17 protein-coding genes are annotated in these 18909 nt (G+C 55.8%); 9 read left to right on the top strand and 8 right to left on the bottom strand.

The window, feature by feature from the left end; all coding sequences use genetic code 11:
- The first annotated feature begins 18 nt into the window (after positions 1-18).
- The 3 genes from AC6T8Q_RS20300 (at position 19) to AC6T8Q_RS20290 (ending at position 4838) form a co-directional block, all read left to right on the top strand.
- Positions 19-912 (top strand): radical SAM protein, encoded by an 894-nt coding sequence (locus AC6T8Q_RS20300; protein ID WP_500680820.1) that lies wholly within the window; start codon positions 19-21, stop codon positions 910-912.
- A gap of 148 nt (positions 913-1060) precedes the next feature.
- On the top strand, positions 1061-2368 hold the full coding sequence (locus AC6T8Q_RS20295; protein ID WP_500680819.1) for a UDP-glucose dehydrogenase family protein: 1308 nt from the start codon (positions 1061-1063) through the stop codon (positions 2366-2368).
- A 301-nt stretch (positions 2369-2669) separates the two neighbouring features.
- On the top strand, positions 2670-4838 hold the full coding sequence (locus AC6T8Q_RS20290; protein WP_500680818.1) for an aspartyl protease family protein: 2169 nt from the start codon (positions 2670-2672) through the stop codon (positions 4836-4838).
- A gap of 2 nt (positions 4839-4840) precedes the next feature.
- Here the strand turns inward: AC6T8Q_RS20290 and AC6T8Q_RS20285 are convergent, their stop codons facing one another.
- The 5 genes from AC6T8Q_RS20285 to AC6T8Q_RS20265 form a co-directional block, all read right to left on the bottom strand.
- On the bottom strand, positions 4841-5242 hold the full coding sequence (locus tag AC6T8Q_RS20285; protein ID WP_496920424.1) for a TadE family protein: 402 nt from the start codon (positions 5240-5242) through the stop codon (positions 4841-4843).
- 17 nt (positions 5243-5259) lie between these two features.
- Positions 5260-6399: a VWA domain-containing protein gene (locus AC6T8Q_RS20280; RefSeq protein WP_500680817.1), complete on the bottom strand. Its 1140-nt coding sequence runs from the start codon at positions 6397-6399 to the stop codon at positions 5260-5262.
- A gap of 9 nt (positions 6400-6408) precedes the next feature.
- A complete protein-coding gene (locus AC6T8Q_RS20275; RefSeq protein ID WP_500680816.1) occupies positions 6409-6834 on the bottom strand; it encodes a TadE/TadG family type IV pilus assembly protein in 426 nt (141 codons plus the stop codon).
- A gap of 40 nt (positions 6835-6874) precedes the next feature.
- On the bottom strand, positions 6875-7330 hold the full coding sequence (locus tag AC6T8Q_RS20270; protein WP_500680815.1) for a hypothetical protein: 456 nt from the start codon (positions 7328-7330) through the stop codon (positions 6875-6877).
- 153 nt (positions 7331-7483) lie between these two features.
- Positions 7484-8449: a hypothetical protein gene (locus AC6T8Q_RS20265; protein ID WP_500680814.1), complete on the bottom strand. Its 966-nt coding sequence runs from the start codon at positions 8447-8449 to the stop codon at positions 7484-7486.
- Between the two features lie 143 nt (positions 8450-8592).
- On the opposite strand from AC6T8Q_RS20265, the gene lnt reads away from it, so the two are divergent.
- From lnt to AC6T8Q_RS20245, 4 genes are all read left to right on the top strand, one after another.
- Positions 8593-10314, top strand: coding sequence for an apolipoprotein N-acyltransferase (gene lnt / locus AC6T8Q_RS20260; protein WP_500680813.1), 1722 nt, complete (start codon positions 8593-8595; stop codon positions 10312-10314).
- Between the two features lie 20 nt (positions 10315-10334).
- Positions 10335-12113: an ABC-F family ATP-binding cassette domain-containing protein gene (locus AC6T8Q_RS20255; protein ID WP_500680812.1), complete on the top strand. Its 1779-nt coding sequence runs from the start codon at positions 10335-10337 to the stop codon at positions 12111-12113.
- A 94-nt stretch (positions 12114-12207) separates the two neighbouring features.
- Positions 12208-12699, top strand: a complete 492-nt coding sequence (locus AC6T8Q_RS20250) for a GNAT family N-acetyltransferase (RefSeq protein WP_500680811.1) — start codon at positions 12208-12210, stop codon at positions 12697-12699.
- A gap of 35 nt (positions 12700-12734) precedes the next feature.
- On the top strand, positions 12735-14954 hold the full coding sequence (locus AC6T8Q_RS20245) for a penicillin acylase family protein (RefSeq protein WP_500680810.1): 2220 nt from the start codon (positions 12735-12737) through the stop codon (positions 14952-14954).
- On the opposite strand, the gene AC6T8Q_RS20240 is transcribed toward AC6T8Q_RS20245, so the two are convergent.
- Both AC6T8Q_RS20240 and AC6T8Q_RS20235 read right to left on the bottom strand, forming a co-directional pair.
- Positions 14896-15927: a hypothetical protein gene (locus AC6T8Q_RS20240; protein ID WP_500680809.1), complete on the bottom strand. Its 1032-nt coding sequence runs from the start codon at positions 15925-15927 to the stop codon at positions 14896-14898. The genes AC6T8Q_RS20245 and AC6T8Q_RS20240 overlap by 59 nt on opposite strands.
- Before the next feature lie 113 nt (positions 15928-16040).
- Positions 16041-16277 (bottom strand): SlyX family protein, encoded by a 237-nt coding sequence (locus AC6T8Q_RS20235; protein WP_500680808.1) that lies wholly within the window; start codon positions 16275-16277, stop codon positions 16041-16043.
- A 134-nt stretch (positions 16278-16411) separates the two neighbouring features.
- Here AC6T8Q_RS20235 and AC6T8Q_RS20230 point away from each other — a divergent pair, with 134 nt between their 5' ends.
- A complete protein-coding gene (locus AC6T8Q_RS20230) occupies positions 16412-16777 on the top strand; it encodes a 4a-hydroxytetrahydrobiopterin dehydratase (RefSeq protein ID WP_496920411.1) in 366 nt (121 codons plus the stop codon).
- Positions 16778-16823: 46 nt separating this feature from the next.
- Complete coding sequence (locus AC6T8Q_RS20225) at positions 16824-17825, top strand: oxidoreductase (protein ID WP_500680807.1); 1002 nt, start codon at positions 16824-16826, stop codon at positions 17823-17825.
- Positions 17826-17828: 3 nt separating this feature from the next.
- Here AC6T8Q_RS20225 and AC6T8Q_RS20220 read toward each other — a convergent pair whose 3' ends face one another.
- The gene (locus AC6T8Q_RS20220) at positions 17829-18758 is read right to left on the bottom strand and encodes a DUF1559 family PulG-like putative transporter (RefSeq protein ID WP_500680806.1); all 930 of its coding nucleotides are present in this window, start codon (positions 18756-18758) and stop codon (positions 17829-17831) included.
- Positions 18759-18909: the final 151 nt, after the last annotated feature.

Raw genomic sequence — 18909 nt, 5'->3', positions numbered from 1 at the left:
TTGGCGTATCATTAAGTCATGCCCGCGCACCAACTCCACACCCTGCACGAACGTTCGTTTGAGAATTACCGGTTTGTCTATCCGGTATTGAGCCGGCGTTCGCGCGGCATTTCGGTCGGTGTGAATCTCAATCCCGACAAGGTGTGCAACTTCGACTGCATTTACTGCCAAGTCGACCGCAGCACCCAAAGCGAAACCCAGTTTGTGGAACTCGATGCGCTGGTCGCCGAGTTGCGTGATGTTTTGCAGGCCGTCGCCTCGGGCGAAATCTACGAGACTTCCAAGTTCGGCGCCACGCCGCTCGCTTTGCGGCGACTTAACGACATCGCATTCTCGGGCGATGGCGAACCAACGACCTATCGCAACTTCGATACGATCATCGAAACCTGTGCCGGTTTGAAGCGTGAGTTAGGTCTCGACGACGTGAAGATGGTGTTGATCACCAACGCCAGCATGTTTCACCGACTGCACGTGCAGCGTGGGCTCACAATTCTTGATGAAAACAACGGCGAGATTTGGGCCAAGCTCGATGCCGGCACCTCAGAGTATTTCAAGCTGATCGACCGCACGCCGATTCCCTTCACTCAGATCTTGGAAAACATCACAGCCGCAGCCCGCGTCCGACCTCTGGTCATTCAATCGCTATTCATGCGCGTGGCAGGTGAAGCCCCCACTCAAGCGGAAGTCGAAGCGTATTGTGATCGCTTGCAGGAGATTGTCCTTGCGGGTGGCGAAATTAGCTTGGTTCAGGTTTATACGATTGCTCGCCGCCCTGCCGAAGGGTTCGTCAGTCCCCTTAGCGATGCCGAAGTCGATGCGATTGCCCAATTGGTGCAGGACCGAGCAGGGCTCCCTGCCGCACCGTTTTATGGCAATTCCGGCTATCAGAACGACAATTCCCTGCCGGAATAATCGTGTCATTGCGCCCAATCGGTCGCGGGAATCCCTCCTCAGACCACCTCGAGTGGCTCGATCAGTTTTCCTCCTCGTCGCAACCAACTATGCTGAATCTACGGCCGTTCGCGGCGTAATTGCAGAATTCAGACACTAAGGTCATTCGATGGAAATCGCGGTTATCGGTACAGGCTATGTGGGTTTGGTCACGGGGACATGTTTCGCCGACAGTGGCAACAACGTCACCTGCGTCGATATCGATGCCACCAAGGTCGCGGCTCTAAGCAAAGGTGAGATTCCGATCTACGAGCCCGGACTCGCCGACATGGTGACCCACAACCTGCAAGCCAAGCGGTTAACCTTCACCACGAACTTGGCCGCGGCCGTGGCGCCTGCTGAGATCATTTATCTTGCGGTCGGCACGCCCCAAGGGTCCGATGGTGCCGCCGATCTTTCAGCCATGTGGAAGGTTGTGCAAGGCATCGCTCCTCATCTGCGCGCCGATGCGGTCGTCGTCACGAAGAGCACCGTCCCCGTCGGAACAAATGCTCGCATCTTCGCGATGCTCAAGGAACTCACAGGTCGTGAATGCGAAGTCGCCAGCAACCCCGAGTTCCTCAAAGAAGGGGCCGCGATTGACGACTTCATCAAGCCCGACCGCGTCGTCGTCGGCGTGCGTAGTGAGCGTGCCGCCGACGTGCTGCGGCAACTTTACGAACCATTCCTCCGCACCGAGCATCCATTCCTGGTGATGACTCCCGAAAGCGCGGAGATGACCAAATATGTTGCCAACGCACTGCTGGCTACGAAGATTAGCTTCATTAACGAAATGGCCAATCTGTGCGAGCGCATGGGAGGTGACATCAACGATGTCCGCCGCGGCATCGGCCACGACAGCCGCATTGGCTTCGCGTTTCTGTTCCCAGGCGTGGGCTACGGCGGTAGCTGTTTTCCCAAGGACGTGCGAGCGCTCGCCTCGATGGCCAAAGACCACGGAATCGAACCCCGCATGCTGGAAGCTGTCGACGAAGTCAACGACTGCCAGAAACAGGTCGTGATCGAAAAGCTCAAAACGGCCTTTGGCCCGAGTCTTAAGGATAAAACCGTCGCGATCTGGGGGCTGTCGTTCAAGCCTCGCACCGACGACATCCGCGAAGCCCCAGCGCTCACGCTCATTGATTTTCTGTTGGCACAAGGGGCAAAAGTACAGGTTCACGACCCCGAAGCGATGGCGAATGTTCGCAAGATTTACGGCGACAAACTCACCTATTGCGATCTGCAGATGCCCGCACTTGTTGGCGCGGATGCCCTCTGCATCATGACCGAATGGAATGACTACAAGCGGCCGAACTTCGACGAGATACGGTCCCTGATGCGCACGCCCGTTGTTTTGGATGGCCGCAATTTATACGATCCCGAGCGGATGCAAGCGTTGGGCTTCCAATACCACAGCATCGGTCGCCCCGCGGTCTAGTTTGATATTTAAGAGCCGCCGGTGGCAGCCAGCGGCAAGGGAACGACCGCCCGTGGAAACTCCTTTCCTTGACCCCCACCCCGGGCTGGTTTAGCCTATCAGTTGGGGAGCAGAGACCGTCTCTTAGGATTAGAGGGGCACGATCTCGCACGGGCTGATGCTAGGCATTGGCTACGCGGCGCCGACGTCAGGGGTTGTCGGCAATTTCTCTGTGGAGTGTTTCGCACTCGCGAGCCGTTGGCTCATCCTCTCATTCGCCGCACGGTTCACCGTGGTGATACCGCAGATAAGGAATGCTCCGATGATTGCACGTTCGCTTGTTGCTGCCCTGGTGTTGGCCTATTCAACTCAATTGGCCGTGGCCAAAGTTCCCCTGGGAGGCTTTATCCCGTTTGTCGGCATCGGCATGACCGACGAGCATAAGACACTCGACGACTTGGATGGCGGCTCGATTCCGTTCATCGCTGATGCCGCAGTCGGATTGGGGTCACCACTTCTAAATTCCTACATGGATATCGCATTGCTCGACAGTGGTGCCGCTACGCACATCATCACCCAGCAAGCCTTTGCAGGGTTCAACATCCAAGGTAACGGTCTGCGTGGCGAGAACCTGCAAGAAATTGGTGGTGCGACCGGCACGATCTTGATGGAGATCAACGATGCGATGGGCATCTATGCTTCGGGGTTTGGAGATCTGTCGTTCAACGGCACGACGTACACACCCAACAGCCCCAATCAAATCCGTGGCCAAACAAGCATCGCGACTCTGACCGCGCCCAGTGAATGGGGATTGCCAAACATTCTCGGTTTGCCGATGGTCGCCCAGCATGCCGTCGCGATTCGCAATAGCGAGCCGCTGATCTTCCAGCACAATGGCCGTACCGTCCGCACGCCGCAGGTGGATTTTGTCGAACTGGGAAGCGGTGCTGCCGAGGGGATCACTCGTCGGGCTCCTTTGAAACTCAAGCCGGGCATCGGTTTCATTCAGGGCCCCCAGTTTGTGTACAACCTGGATATCGGCGATGTTCTTGGTGGTGGTGGAGAAATCACGATTCACGACAACCCTGCCTCGCCATCGGTAGTCCAAGACAGCAACGGCAACGGCGGCGGCTTGTTTCTCGACGTCGACATGGCCAACGGCACACGATCGTTTCAAGATAAGGAATTCTTATTCGACACCGGTGCCGATCTGACCGTCGTCAGCGAACTCACCGCCGCGCGGCTTGGCTTTGATGCGATCCTTGATACGCCCGACTTTATTCTGGAAGTCGAAGGTTCCGGTGGTGTCTCCGGGGGTGTGCCTGGTTTTTATATCGATGAATTGAACATCGATACCGTGGGTGGCACGTTCACACTGCACAATGTTCCCGTGGCCGTGCTCGACGTCACCAATCCCAACGACCCTGGCAACGTGATCGACGGTATTCTTGGCATGCACTTGTTCACCGGGCGCGATTTGGTGATCGATGCCAATCCCTCGCGTGGCCAAGGAGGGATCGGCCCGAGTCTGTTTATTAGCGATCCCGTGACAACGACTCATGTGTGGTCGAGCACCATTGCTCAAACGAACTTCAATACCGCAACGAACTGGTCCGCCAACGGCACGCCAGATATCAGCTGGGTTGCCGAATTGCGTAACACCACCGTTCCAGTTCAGTTCGTCAACGCGAACGGCAATCAGACCGTCAATCAGCTTGTGGTTGCTGGAACAGCCAATCACTCGATGGCCCTACAAATCTCGGGAACCCAAGTGTTCACCACGTTTGGCGAAACGCGCATCGAGCAAGGAGGCATCATCAGTCTGAATAGCGCGAGCAGCAAGCTCGATGCCCAATTCATCAACATCGAAGGGGGCATCCTGCGTGGCAATGGTACGGTGTTCGTCGGCACGGGGCCCGTGAATGGCGCGGTTAGAAATCTAGGTGGCCGCGTCGAACCAGGCAACTCGCTGGGAACACTTTCGATCACTGGCGACTTTTCCAATCTCGACGATGGTACGCTTGCGATTCAGCTCGGGGGCACGACCGCCAGCACTCAGTATGACGTGCTAGCCGTAAGCCGCTTCGCCTTTTTGGATGGCACGCTGGAAGTGACGTTTGCCAACGGATTTCTCCCTGCCATAGGCAACACGTTCACTTTTTTAACAACCGCAGCCGATGGAGTCTTCGGAGAGTTTGAGAACCTGATTTTTCCCGGCGGGTATCAATGGGATGTGGAATATCTCACCAGCAGCGTTCGCTTGAAGGTTCTCGGTTTGGGAACACCCGGAGATTTCGACGGCGACGGCGACGTTGATGGCCGTGACTTGCTGGCCTGGCAACGCAACCCGAGCCTAGGGAATCTCGCCGATTGGCAAACCCACTACGGCAACGGAGCGTTGAACGGCTTGGTCAGCGTGCCGGAACCAACGGGGCTGGTGCTGATTGCTTGTGGGCTGGGCGTAGGGCTGTGCAGTCGACGGCGACCGTGAAGTTATTCCGCCCGCTCTGTTTTCAACGTCGATTGCGCCGTGAGTGTGCGATTGCCGGTGAACTTCGGAGCGATCCAACCGTTTTGATTCAAGGGAACGTCAATTTTCACGTTGATCGTGTCAACTTCCGGCCCCAAAGCCGTAGGCGTAACTGTCACGGTTGCTCCGCGTGCGCCGACTGCGGCCATAATGCTATTCGCTTTGGCAGTCGCTTCCGCGGCGGTTGCGCCGGGGACCATCGCGGCCCGTGCCGCTTCGTAGGCGGCGTTGTCGGCCGTGTGACGGATGACGTTTAACCGACTGAACTCAAAGGCCGCCGTGAGCAGCAGGAAAAACACGGGGACCACGATCGCGAATTCGACCGTTGTTGCTCCGCGGCGGATTGTTCTGTTCGTAGCAAACATAGTGAATGTCTCTGAAATCACTGGGTGGTGAGCACCGGCAAGGTCGAAGCGATCTCGCGGAAGATACTTTGCAGTGTGGCTGTATCAGTCGCGTGGAAGTGACGTCCGCCGGTTGCCGCGGCGACGGCCTTCATGCGAGTGATGTCAGCACTGTTACCAAATGTCACGGTGTTGATCACGATGTTCTTAGTAGCAGCCGTTTGCGCCGAAAGTATCGGTTCTTTGCCTGAGTTATGTAAACCGTCAGTCATCAGCACGATTGACTTCAAAGCATAGGGACGGGTTTTTGAGCCCGTGAGAACTTTGATGCCATTGTCGATGCCCGCGGAGATGGCGGTATTCCCTTTAACTGGCTTACTGCTCAGTTTGGCCATTTCGCTGCGGATCTTGGCGTAAGTGAGAGCCAAGTCGGCGTTAATATCCGAAGTCGTGAACGAGATATTGCACTCACGTCCCGAGGACGAATAGCTGACCAGCGCGCATTGTTCTTCTTGTGCGGTTCCTTCCAATTCGTCCACAAAACTTTCCACGGCGATGTTCAAAGCACCCCAGCGGCTTTTGGTGGGGTGTGGCGGATCGCAAGTCTTGCCAGCCAGGCCGCTGCCCGTGATCTTTTCCATCATCGAACCGCTGCGGTCCACAACCAGGCAGATGTCGCGGTCTAGCTGTGTCGAAGCAGCCACCTGTGTGGGTTCAAACGTATTCACGCCGAGCACTCGGCCCAGGAACAAATCAACCGGACCATCGATTGAGGCCGCCGTGCGATTGCCGGTCACGCGGACCGCGTTCAGCAACGTGCCGCCGGGTGTGAAATTAAAACGCGACGTTTCCGACGATTGCCGGCCAATGCCGAATTCAATCTCGCTGTTGCGAAGCTGCAAAGGATCACCCGCCACGGTATTACGGAGCGCGGCTTGCTTGGCGGCGTTGCGGGCATCGGTGGTGTTTTGTTTGAGCGACAACGTCTTAGCCCCAGCGCGTGAGGCCGAGTCGGTTGCCGTACGTAGTTCGGTACGCACCAATTGCATCCACGCCACGTCGAGCGCGAACGCTGCGATGATGATTATGATCGGAAGAGTGATCGCGATCAGCACCATCATCGCACCGCGGCGAGGTGAACGACGATTGCAAAACGATTTGAGAAGTTGAGTAGCCATACTGATCTCTTACGGAGTGGAAGACGTGAATTCTTTCATCATCGTGGCCGTGCCCGTCAGCGTGCGGCCACGATAGAAGTTGATCGGGACAATGGCATTGGGTGCCGCAGGAGCGCTCACGGTCACGGTGTAAAAGTTGCCGGGAGCAATCGAAGTGAGGTTCGAGGGATTGAGAGTCACGGACCCCCCTTTGACGTTGCGTTCTGTGAGGACTTGCGTGGAGGCGTTGACAATCGTTGAGTTCGTGGCGGATTGAGCCAGTCCTGCCCGGGCCCCTTCATAGGCGGCGATGCTGAGCGATTGTTTCAAAAAGATCATCGTGCAGGCTTCGATGGTCGAAAGCACGATTAGCACAATCACCGGCAAGCAGACGGCGAATTCCGCCGCGGCAACACCGGTACGATTTGTGCGATTTTTGCGTTTACTGAGCAACATGATGGAATGTTTTGTCTTAGAGCTTGTGGGGAAAGAAGCGTCACTTGTTGGCAACTTCGGTTTCGGGCTCTTCCGTCGTGGCAACAGGGTGATTCGTCAACCGGTCAATCATGCGGTTGAAGTCATCGGCCAGCCCGTGCCAGAAATCGAAATCACGGAATTTGAGCGGCGTCGTTTTCTCGCCGTCGGCGATGGCTCGAATCGTGCGACGCAGGCGGTAAATCGGTCCGGCGAAGCGGTGGCTCAATTTGATCGTGTCGAGCACAAACACTGGCAAGAGAAAAATCATCACCAACAGGAACGGACCTTGTGTCCACCATAATTCTTGGAGATGAGTCTTGATCGGCACAAATGGGTTGCTCATCGCCTGCAAGACGAACGTCACGATCGAGGCCGTGAGGAAGAATCCCAGCCAGTGCAGGATCACGCGCTTGACTAAGGCGCCTTGAACCTGGCTATCGACAAAAGTTTTTTTGCGTTTGGGGACTGACGACATACCTCACCTCGCAGAAATAGGAACGGCGCAAAAATGCCTACCGAAACCTAGGTTACGGTGGTGAGCATTCTGCCCGACGGCTGCGAGTTCAAGACTCGGGTGAACGCTCCCACGACTCGCGTGCGGCACAATCGATACGACTGGTATAACGAGCTACTGAGGCTTGCCCGCCAAGTAGCTGCCGACCGCTGTGTGGAACGCGAGGATTTCGCGCTTTACGTCGGCAAAGGGGGCGCGTTGGTCAAGCATCGAGACGAGATTGGCCCAGAGTTCCGCGGGCAAGCCAGAATTTTCGGCCGCTTGTTTGATCTCGGCGATCAGAGGATCGAGTTGCTGGCTTTTGGGCGTGTAAACCAACAACAATGCATTCGACTTGGTAGCCAGGGTGGCGAGTGCCGCATACTGCGGTGAATATTTTTCAGTAAGCTGTGCCGTGAGGTTGGCCGTTCCCGTCGTCAAAAGAAAATCGATCAAGACTTTTTCGTGATTGTTATCAGCGCTAGCCGGAAACTCGGGCAATGTGGTGCCGACGGTTTCCGCGGCTCGCTGGGCTTCCTTCAACAGTTCGCCATGCTGATCCGTGGCTTGGCTCTTGGCGTAAACAGCTGCCGCGAGACTCCAGCGACTCGCCATCCGCCAGACGTCCAGCGCCTCAGGCGACGGTTCGAGTGTCGTCTTCTCGGTAGCAGACTCAGTAGCGGGTTCATCCTCCCCGAACAACTCGTCAGCCTCGACGGCTTTCGCAGGTTCTGGCACGCTCGGCAAAGCAGGCTCGGGCGTCGTCGATTCCGTTGCGGCGACTTCCGTTTCCACGGGTTCCTCGGTCGAAGGTTCTGTTTCTGTGACGAGCTCAGCGGGTTGCTCAGCTGCACCGGACGTGTCGGTAGCTGTATCAAACAATTCTTCGGTCGTGACTTCCACTGGTTGTGGCGGAAGGAAAGACTTGGCAGCCTCATTGCTGGCCGTTGTTTCTTCAGGTTTTTCGGTCGACTCCGCTATAGCCGGTTCTGCAGCGTTGGGGGCCTTGGGGACGTAATGCACCTCTTGCCAGCAGCCGACCGAAACCAGCAGGCAGGCAGCAATCAATAAGGGGCACAGCGGAGTTGAGAAGTGTTTCATAGCAGCAATTTGTCACGCCGAAGGTGTTAGCCTATTAATCATAAAGGACATATCGATCCGCTTGCAGGTCACCTTATTCGCAGCGGGCAGATTGGCGGCGATCTGGCCTGTTCAAGTTCGCCCAATCGCCGTAGTTTGTGCCAATGCAGCCGCCTCCTCATCAACCTACACCACTGCTGGAAAAGCTCACCAGTCCACGTTCGACTTTGCGCACCGCGCTCCTGGGGAGCATTCTTTGTTTTCTTGCTTTCCCGCCGGTGGCTTGGCCCTGGCTCGTGTGGATTGCCCCCATACCGTGGCTGGTGCTCATTCGCACGGAATTTTTACCCGGCAAACGCCCTTACCGTTCGCTGTGGTTCGCTGGAATGGTGTTTTGGACGCTTGCGGTGCACTGGATCCGCCTGCCGCACCCGCTCAACTATCTTGCGTTGCTGGCTTTGGCGACTTATCTGGGAATTTATCTGCCAGTTTTTGTGTGGCTCTCTCGCACAGGCGTGCATCGTTGGCGATTGCCACTGTGGATTGTCGCGCCCGTTGTTTGGACGGGACTCGACTGGCTTCGCGGCCACGTGATGACTGGCTTTCTGATGGCGTCCCTCGCCCACACGCAATATCGCTCGCCGATGATGATTCAATTGGCCGAGTATGTCGGCGAATATGGCGTGACCTTCCTAATTATGTTTGTGGCTGCGAATCTTTTGGAAGCCACGCTCGCGATCGGCCGCTGTACGACGTTTCGAGATTTGGTGTTTAAAGCGCCATGGCAGTTTATTCGCGTGGCGTGGCCAATTGTCGCAGTGATTGTATTGTCGGTCTTTGTTGAAGCCAAGCACGCCAGCATGCGGAGCGAAGCACCCCAGCAAGTTGTCCCTCGGATCGCACTGATTCAAGGCAACACACCCGCCGACTGGAAAATGGATGCCGAGCGTCAGCAGGAAATCATGCAGGAGTACATGCAGCTTTCCCGCGACGCGGTTCAGGAATCGTTGGCCCGCGACAACAAGCCGGTGGATTTAGTCGTGTGGCCCGAGACGGCGTTCCGACAGAATTTGATCACTGTTCAAGAAGGTTTTACTCCACCTCCGGGCCGTGTAGATCCTTCCGCATTAACGGCCGCGAAAATCGATTTAGCGGCGCTCGTGAGTCAACTCGGCAGTGCGGTTCTCGTGGGACTCGACCGCATCGAGATCATTCCCGACGACAAAGAAGGCATGTCCTATCAAGTGTTCAACTCGGCGGTGTTTGTCGACAAGGCGGGCGAGATCACAGCCGTCTACGACAAAATCCATCGCGTGCCGTTTGGCGAGTTCATTCCGCTGGCCGATTGGTTTCCGTTTCTGTACGGTTTGACGCCACTTACCGGTGGTATCGTTGCGGGAAAGGAAACGACCGAGATGTGGCTCACGGAGAACATTTTGCTCTCACCCAACATTTGCTACGAAACGGTCGTGCCGCATCTGATTCGCCGCCAATGGGACGAATTATTTCATCGCACGAGCACGCCCCCCGCGGCACTTGTCAATCTTACCAACAATGCTTGGTATTGGGGATCGAGCGAGCTCGACATGCACTTGGCCTGCGGCGTATTCCGCGCGGTGGAAACACGAACGCCCTTTTTGATCGCCGCCAACGGTGGGCTGACGGCGTATATCGATAGCATGGGACAGATTCGCCAAGTCACCCCTCGCCGCAAACCGACGTTTTTGCTGGTCGATCTTGAGCCCACTGGCTGGGGCTCGGGCACGGTTTACACCAAATTCGGCGATTGGTTTGCGGGCCTCTGCGTGGTATGCTGTGCGATTCTCGCCCTTACTGCGATGCAACGTGTCGCACGGCCCGGCGGCGATACATCCCATCGCGGCTAATTCCCACCTCGATACAGATCATGGCAATCGTTCTCCAGTTACAAAATGCCCACAAGCGCTACGGCCATCAAGAATTGCTCGATGGGACGAACTGCGCGCTTCCTGACGATCAAAAAGTTGGCCTGATTGGTCGCAACGGCGCGGGGAAAAGCACGCTCTGCCGGATTCTCTTGGGCGAAGAAGAACTCGAAGCGGGAGAAGTCGTTCGTAGCCGCAAGCTGCGGTTGGGTTACTTGCGGCAGCACGATCCGTTTCAGGATGGGGAAACCGTCATCGGATTCTTGATGCGCGACAGCGAGCAACCGGAATGGCGTTGCGGCGAGGTTGCCTGGCAGTTTCAAATTCCCGACGTAATGCTCGATCAACCCGTGCGGCAACTCTCGGGGGGCTGGCAAACGCGCGTGAAGCTGGCGGCTTTGTTGCTGCATGATCCCAACTTATTGATTCTCGACGAACCGACGAACTTTCTCGACCTGCGCACCCAGTTGTTGCTCGAAGAGTTCTTGCGTAGCTTTCCCGCGGGGTGTTTGGTCGTGTCGCACGACCGAGCGTTTTTGAAGCGGACTTGCAATCAGACGTTGGAGCTCTCGCGGGGTCAGCTCACGATGTTCCCCGGTGACGTGGATTCATATCTGGAAAACATTGCCGAACGCCGTGAGCATGATTTGCGCGTGAACGCTGCGACGCTTTCCAAACGCAAACAACTGGAAACTTTCATCAACAAGAACCGCGCGAATGCCAACACGGCAAGCCAAGCTCGCAGCAAGGCCAAGCAGCTCGAGCGGCTTGAATTGATTCAAGTGCAAGGTCAAGAAGCAACCGTCCGCTTTAGTTTTCCAGAGTCGGATGTTCGGCAAGGAACGGCTCTGCGCACCGAGCAGATGTCGATTGGTTACGGCAACAACAAAGTTGCGACCGATGTCCAAATCGAAATCGAGCATGGCACCCGGGTGGGCATCGTGGGTGACAACGGCCAAGGCAAGACGACTTTCCTGCGCACGGTCTGCGGTTCGATTGAACCCTTGAGCGGCACGCTCAAATGGGGCTACGGCTGTCAGGTCGGCGTTTATGCCCAGCATGTGTACACAACACTTCCCGTCGAGCAAACCGTGGAAGATTATCTGTATCGCGCAGCTGTTCCCGGCACGGTGATGCAGCAGATCAAAGACGTCGCGGGTAGTTTTCTTTTTAGCGGTGAGATGATCGAAAAGAAAATCAAGGTGCTTAGCGGTGGTGAACGGGCTCGGCTGGTGCTCGCTGGCCTGCTGTTGCAGCAGCACAATGTGTTGGTGCTCGACGAACCAGGAAACCACCTCGACGTGGAAACGGTCGAAGCACTAGCCGACGCTTTATGCCGTTATCGCGGCACGGTGATTTTCACAAGCCACGACCGCTACTTCATGCAGCGTGTGGCCACGGCGGTGATTGAAGTGCGTGATCGCCGCGTGGCTAGCTACCCATCTAGCTTTGAAGATTACGTGTACCGCGTTCAGAAGGAACTCGAAGCTGGCTTGCGGTCCGAGCACCATGTGCGTGGCACTCCCGTTGGAACGGCAGCACCCGCGACACGCAAACTGGGTGGCAAGGAAGAGCGCGAGTTGCAGAAAAAGCTGCGTACGGTCGAGCGTAAAATCGCCAAGCTCGACGACGAAAAGAAGGACCTACAAAACAAGCTCGTGACGATCACCGCCGTCGCCGATGCCCAAGCCGCCCACGCTCAGTTGGCGACCATCACCAGCGAGTTGCAGCAATTGGAAGAGGAATGGCTCGCCATCACGAGCGAGTTGGAAGGCAATTAAGGTATTCATAACCGCAGGCGGTAGCCGACGGTTAAAATCAGGCCAACCGCTTGCTGCCGCCTGCGGCTAATAGAAACTTAACATTTGTTTAACCATGCCCACGATCCACATCCGCCCCGCCACGATTGATGACGCCGAGCTCGTGTTCGCTCTGATTAACGAGCTTGCCGTCTACGAAAAGTTGGAACACGAAGTTGTGGCGACGCTCGAAACTTCGCGAGAATCGATCTTTGGGCCAAATTCCTGTACCGACGTTCTCATCGCAGAACTCGATGGTGAGCCCGCGGGATTTGCGATCTTCTTCGCGACGTATTCCACGTTTCTGGGGCGAAAAGGAATTTATCTTGAAGATATCTACGTGCGCGAGGCTCTGCGCGGCCAAGGGATTGGCAAGCGGCTCTTGGCGGGCGTGGCCCGCGTGGCGGTTGAGCGTCAGTGCGGTCGGCTAGAATGGTCAGTCCTCGATTGGAACAAACCGTCCATCGATTTCTACGACAGCCTGGGCGCGGTCCCGCACAAAGAGTGGATCCGTTACCGCATGACGGGCGAGGCTCTTGATGCACTCGCGAATCAAGCAATTTCATAACGCAACACGGGCATTCGGCCGATCTTCAGGCTATCATGAATGTCATGTCGCTGCGTGTTATAGCTTTGCTCGTGATCGCCTATTTCGCGATCGCATTTCCCGCCACGGCGGCTGAGTCGGAGCTCGATCCGACAGAACTTGCCAAGCAGGTGACGATTCACCGCGACAAATACGGTACGCCCCATATCGTCGGCAAGACCGATGAAAGCGTGATCTTTGGCTACGGCTATGCTCAAGCCGAGGATTTCTTTTGGCAGGTCGAAGATTCCTACATCCTCGCGTTGGGACGTTACAGCGAAGTCGTGGGACCCAAAGGGCTCAACTCCGACTTGTTAAATCGTGCGTTTGAGATCACTAGAACGAGCGAGCGTGATTTCGCGGCGCTTGATGCCCTCTCGCAACGACTGTACACGGCGTTTGTCGAAGGGATCAATTATTACCTCGCCACTCACCCTGAAGTGCGGCCCAGGTTGATCAAACATTTTGAACCTTGGCATGTGCTGGCCCACTATCGCCAGATCGCGTTGGAATTGACTTATCGCTTCACGGGGCAAAGCAGCGATTTTCTCCCCCGCCGCAATCCCCACATCTATGCTGCCACAGGATCGAACGGATGGGTGCTGAGTGGTCAGCGAACTCAATCGGGCAGCCCACTGATGCTCGCCAATCCCCACATGCCGTGGTTTGGCTTTGCTCAGATGCTCGAAGCCCATTTGATTTGCGATGCGGGTCCTGCGGGCGAGAGTTGGAATTTCACCGGCGCGGGTTTTTATGGTAGTCCTGTGCTCGCGATGGGTCACAACGACCGTTTGGGTTGGACGCTCGTCACCAATCAGCCCGACATCGCCGACACGTGGCGCATCAGATTTTCCAATCCCAAGGAGCCGCTGGCCTACGAATACGATGGCGATTGGAAGCAAGCCGAGGAATGGCACGACACGATTCGCATTCGCAAGTCGCGCGGGATCGAAACACGGCCTTACACGTTTCGCAAAACGCATCATGGGCCTATCGTTGCGCTCGAAGAAGAATTGCCCACCGGTGAGAAAACGATGCTCGCCGCAAAGATTTCGGGCTTGTTTGAAGTTGTTCCGCTGCGGCAGTCGTTGCAAATGATCAAGTCGCGTAATCTCGCCGACTTCCGCAGCGCGCTGGCCAACATGCAGATTCTCTACATGAACGTGCTTTACGCCGACTGCGACGGCAACAGTTGGTTCGTCTATACGGGGCATGTCCCGCGGCGGAACCCCAAGTTCGATTGGACCAAGCCCGTGGAGGGGAGTGACCCTGCCACCGAATGGTTAGGGTTTCATGGTTTGGATGAACTGCCACAAGTGCTTAATCCCGCGGCGGGTTTTTTGCAGAATTGCAACTCAACACCGTTTGCTGTCACTGACGGCGAGAATCCGCTGAGCGAAAAGTTTCCGCCTTATATGGTGGGAACCGGCGAGCGACAAACGCGCCGGGCGCTGCGTTCTCTGGAAATTTTGCGTGGCATGTCAGCCGTGTCGTTTGAAGATTGGCAGCAAGCCGCGTTCGATACCGAAGTTTATTGGGCTCGGCACGAGCTTCCCAAGTATGCGAAAGAACTTGAGGTGCTGGCGAACACCGATCCAGACCTCGCCGCGAAGGTACGGCCTTATTTGGATCATCTCTTGGCTTGGGATGCACGAATCACGCCCGATTCCACCGCAGCCGCGTTATGCCATGAGTGGTACGAACAACTGTACGGCACGAAATATCCCGGCGAACAAATGCGCGAACGCTACCGCGACAAACCGGCCGAACAACTGGCGACCTTGGTTCGCGCCGCCGGCCGTTTGCAAAACCTGCACGGTACGTGGCAAGTCTCTTATGCCGACTTGTATCGCAGCCAACGCTTGCCGAATATCGCCGACCTCACCGACACGCGATTTCAAGACGACTCGCCGAGTTTGATGTCGCTCGGTGGTCACGGCCCGATGGGGGTGATCTTCACTCAATATTACACGCCGAGCCTGCAGATCCCGTTCGTGATCTCGCAACACAAACGCTATGGCATTATCGGCACGTCGTATTTAGCTGCCTGGGAATTCAAACCCGAGGGCGTGCGCGGAGCGACTCTCATTCCCTTTGGCACAAGCGGCGATCCCGCTTCGCCGCATTATTTCGATCAAGCGGAATTACTCTCCAACCGTCGATTGAAACCGGAACTGTTCACCAAGCAAGAAGTTCTCGCCGGCGCCGAGCGGAGTTACCACCCGGGCGAAGAATGATTGCGCGACGAGTTGTTAAAAGCAAAGAGGCTAACACAATCAGTGAAACGCTGTTCGGTTCAGGCACCGCTTGAATTGCTGCAAGTGACGCTGCCCCCGTAAATTGTTGCTGCCACAAAAGAAAATCGCGACCATCGCTGTCGCTATCTCCATCGGCATCGCCCAGCAAAGTCGTGTTATAAGCATTCTGCCAGGCTGCTAGGTCTGCACCATCGACGTCGCCATCAGCATCAAAGTCGGCGCCGGCGAGCGGCTCTGTTTCCAATCGCACGTTATCGAAATCGACTTCCAGATCGATAATTGGGTCGTCGATGTCCTCGTGATTGAGATTGATCAAGCGAATCGTAAGTGGCTGATTTTCGTCGTCATGCGAGTTGCCAATCACGACGTCGAACGAGCTCGTAAGAAATTCGCCTTCCTCGGGGTTGAGCGTATCATCGTCTGAAGCGAGTAATGTTGTGCCAGCCAGAAGTTCGATCCGATAGCCAGGGAAACCACGTAGATCAAAATTGCCAAAGCTCGCGTAGGGCTGAACCACGCTGATCCCCGTGGCGATGTTGCCCACTTCTACGGTGAGCGTATATCGCGTGCGTAGGTCCAATGTCGCAGTTAGCGTTTGTTGGATGCCAAACTCCGCGCCTCCTTGGTGCCCATCAAAGAAGGTAAGCGCAACGTTGTCCCCTTCCGGCGCGCCGTTGGGGAAATAAGTCGCGAGCGGCTCATCGGCCATTACGCCCGGATTGAGCACACCGATGAACGCGTTGCCTCCCACGCTTCCATAGGGTGACCAACCATTGGGCGCCGCGCCGACGGGAAACGCCGTGGGCGGAACATCGCCCGCATATTGCGGTGGCAAGTTGCCACCCAGATAGGGATCTTCGAAACCGTGGTTGACGACTGCCACTGGAGCAGCCCAAGCCCACTCAGGAGATCCGAGCACGAGCAGAGTGACAAATGCATAGCGAATGATCATTTGATTAAATCGGCAATGCGGAAGGGATATATTCGACGGACAATCTCCTAGCATAATCGATGATCGCTACCTTGTCCTCGCGGACGAAAGGTGATTGAGACAAAAAAAGTAGATCAGTAATGAGGTGGCTTTTCGTGGGGCAAATCCTCTCCACTCCGCTCGACAACTCTTTGCAATAGTCCATGGAGTTGTGATAACTCACGCTGCATACGATCAAGCGATGTTTGCTGTTCTCGCACGACGTCGTTCAATTGATCGAGGTGACGTTGTTGAAAAGCGAGCTGTTCTTCGAGTGCAATCAAGGAAAGTGGATTAGCTTGCCGATCAGGCTCGTTATTGGGAGTTGTCATCATAAATAGTCTAGTTTTTTAGATCAATTTTAGCAACCGACTAGGTTCTGTCGGCGGAATAATTGACGATCCCTATCACCAGGGTTGATAATAGTTCTCACGAGATAGAGTACCTTTGCTCTTGGAGAAACAATATGCAGGCGCAATCAGTCGACGAACTCGTACAGAAAAAATGCTTACCTTGCGAAGGTGGTGTTGAGCCATATCCGCTTGATCTCGCCGAGCGACAACTCGCTAATTTGCCGGGATGGTATCTCACTCACGACGGCCAGCGAATTCGCAAGGATTGGAAAGTTAAAAACTTTATGGCGGGTATGGAATTTTTCAACCGCTGCGCCGTGGTTGCGGAAGAAGACGGGCATCATCCCGATCTCCATATCGAAGGTTATCGGAATGTTTCCGTGGAATTGTGGACGCACGCCATAGGTGGGCTTTCAGAAAACGACTTCATTCTCGCAGCAAAAATCGATCAGTTACCAATTCAACTCGCGAGCAAGTAACGCGTTGCGGGTTAGTCTCTGGTCGTAAGAAACATGCATGAGCGCCATGGCTAAAGAATTTTTTTCATTGGTGGTTCGACGTAATGATGATGGCCACGTGACATCATCCGTTGAGCAGCTCTCGCTCCCCGATTTGCCTCCCGGCGACGTGGTGATCGATGTCGAATACTCTTCACTCAACTACAAAGATGCTCTAGCTTGCCAAGCTCATCCGGGCGTGGTGCGTAAGCTACCCCACATCCCCGGCATCGACTGCGCGGGAGTTGTGAGCGAATCATCTGACGCACGTTATGCAGTCGGCGACTTGGTGTTAGTCACCGGCTATGAACTCGGTGCGCCGGCTTGGGGGGGATACTCTCAGCGAGTGCGCGTTCCCGCTGATTGGCTTGTTCCTTTACCAGCAACCCTTTCGACGAAGCAGGCCATGACCTATGGAACAGCCGGCTTCACCGCGGCGCAGTGTGTGATGGCGCTAGAACATCACGGTATTCAGCCCGAGCGAGGTGAGATCGTCGTTACGGGTGCCAGCGGAGGTGTAGGGAGCATCGCCATCGCGATCCTTTCGAAGTTGGGTTACAGGGTCGTTGCGGTAAGCGGCAAGCCCGAGCAAGCAGGGCTTCTGCAAGAACTTGGTGCCGTGCGGGTTATCTCCCGTTCGGAAGTCGATGACAAAACCGAGAATCCCTTACTCGCGGCTCGTTGGGCAGGTGCGGTCGATACCGTGGGCGGCAACACGTTGGCCACGATTCTGCGTTCCACCGATTACCGCGGCTGTGTGACGGCCTGTGGACTCGTGGCGGGGACCGATCTGCAACTCACGGTTTACCCCTTTATTCTGCGTGGCGTCACGCTTGCAGGGATTGACTCCGCCAAGTGCCCGCGTGAGCCCCGACTCGAAGTATGGAAAAAACTCTCCGGTGAATGGAACGTGTCTGACAAATTGTCAGCGCTCGCTCGTGAAGTCACGCTTTCCGAGGTTCCGCGTGAAGTGGCTGCAATGCTAAAGGGAGAGAATCATGGCCGCGTCTTAGTCCGGCCAATTGAGTAAGTTCTACAAACTCCACTTGCTGAACACTTCGTTCATCCCGCCGTTCATGCTCCCCATCTCTTTCCACGTTTGCAGTTCGATACTGTCGTCGACGAAATGAATCGAGCCGTCGCACATCGCGGTGTTCACTCCGCCAGGATGCCGGCTCCGCGCGGCGTTCTTTTCGGGGTTCAAACTGCTGGCCGCCGTGACCGGCATCATGGGATCGTCTGTTTGCCGATACCACGGAGTCTTGATGGCATCCGGTTCGGTTGAATTGGGTAGCATCCTTGTGTGAAACCGAAACACTCCCTGGCTGTTTTGAATGTCACCTCGCCAGTCGTTGTCTTCGTTGCTCCAGGCTTTGATGACTTCCGACATCATCAGCGTGTTTGATGAGCCGTCGGTCATGTCGCCAAATGTTGTTTTGCGCGGATCGTGTGAATTGCCGTTGATGTAGGAGAACGGCGCGTTGCCTTCAATCTCCAGCGGAAACAGATGAGACACGTTTCCCCAGTTCACCACGTAATTCCCGCGTCGGCGTTGGAACTCGCCGATCGTTTGGTCGGCGCCCATGTCGTCGCTGGGGCAGTAGTACAGCGAAACATATTGCCCAGTCAGACCGTTGAGCGTGTAAGGAATCGTGGCGGGGGGAACCAGAAAGTCGAGCGAAAAATTGTTTCGCATTGCAAGTGTGCTTTCTTCGATATAGCTCCACAGATGCATGACCCAAGTCTGCCGGGGGCTGCTGCGGGCGCCGATAGGAAGCTCCCGCTGGGCATCGTGATAGAGATGCATCGCCAACAACCATTGCCGCATGTTGTTGGCGCATTGTGCACGGCGAGCCGCTTCTCGCGCACTTTGCACAGCGGGGAGCAGTAGCCCGATCAACACGCCAATGATGGCGATGACCACGAGCAATTCAACAAGTGTAAAAGCCTTGCGAGAATTCATGACGCAGACAAGATCAGGAAGAGACGGTCACTGCTATCAATCATAAGTCCGCGTGAAAGTCCGCCAAACCACTGTGATTGCAGACTTCGTTTGCTTTCCCGCAAAAGTCGCCTGTGCTGAGACTAGCTAGCCACACTCGCTAGCACGGGGA

It is taken from the genome of Bythopirellula sp. (assembly GCF_041737835.1).
GTDB lineage: Bacteria > Planctomycetota > Planctomycetia > Pirellulales > Lacipirellulaceae > Bythopirellula.
This window is presented reverse-complemented; position numbering and strand designations above follow the sequence as displayed.